1 pseudogene is annotated in these 816 nt (G+C 62.9%); it reads right to left on the bottom strand.

Annotation, left to right across the window (positions count from 1 at the left end):
* Positions 1-816: pseudogene (locus ACK4SE_RS13865) on the bottom strand (hypothetical protein); the annotation flags it as partial.

Below are 816 nucleotides of genomic sequence, written 5' to 3' on the forward strand. Positions count from 1 at the left end.
ATTGCCGAACTCGCCGACAAACAGATCCCCGCTATTGGTCCAGATCGAGTCCGCGCCGGTGACAATGACATCGCTCGTCAAGCCGGCCATTGACGCGATATAGCCGATCGTGTTGCTGACGGCCCCGCCATTGGCGATGGTCAGCGTGCCACCGCCGGCACTGCCGACAAACAGTGAGGCGCTATTCGTCCAGCTTGAGTCCGCGCCGGTGACCATCACCTCACCTGTCGAGCCGTCAATAAATCCGATAAAGCCATGCGTGTTGCTGACGGTTCCGCCATCGGCGATGGTCAGCGTGGCGTCGCCTTCATAGCCGACAAGCAGATCGCCGCTATTGGTCCAGCTTGAGTCCGCGCCGGTGACAATCACCTCGCCTGTCGAGCCGGGAGCAAGCCCTACAAAGCCCTGCGCGTTGCTGGCGGTTCCGCCATCGGCAATGGTCAGTGAGCCGGCGCCGAAACGGCCGACCACCAGATCGCCGCTAACAGTCCAGATCGAGTCCGCGCCGGTGACGCTTACCTCGCCTGTGGAGTCACCCGCATCGCCGATATAGCTCTCGCCACTGCTGACCTGACCGCCATCCGCGATGCTCAGAGAGCCGGCGCCTTCAGCGCCGACAAGCAGACCATTATTCGTCCAGGTGCTGCCCGCGCCGGTGACAATCACCTCGCCTGTCGAGCCAGAGTTGGATCCGACAAAGGCCCAGTCGTTGCTGACCTGACCGCCATCGGCGATGGTCAGCGCGCCGGCGCCTTCAGCGCCGACAAATAGCCAGTAACTTGTGATCCAGCTCGAGCCAGCGCCGGTGACAGTCGC

It is taken from the genome of Brevundimonas sp. (genome assembly GCF_046293315.1).
Classification (GTDB): Bacteria; Pseudomonadota; Alphaproteobacteria; order Caulobacterales; family Caulobacteraceae; genus Brevundimonas.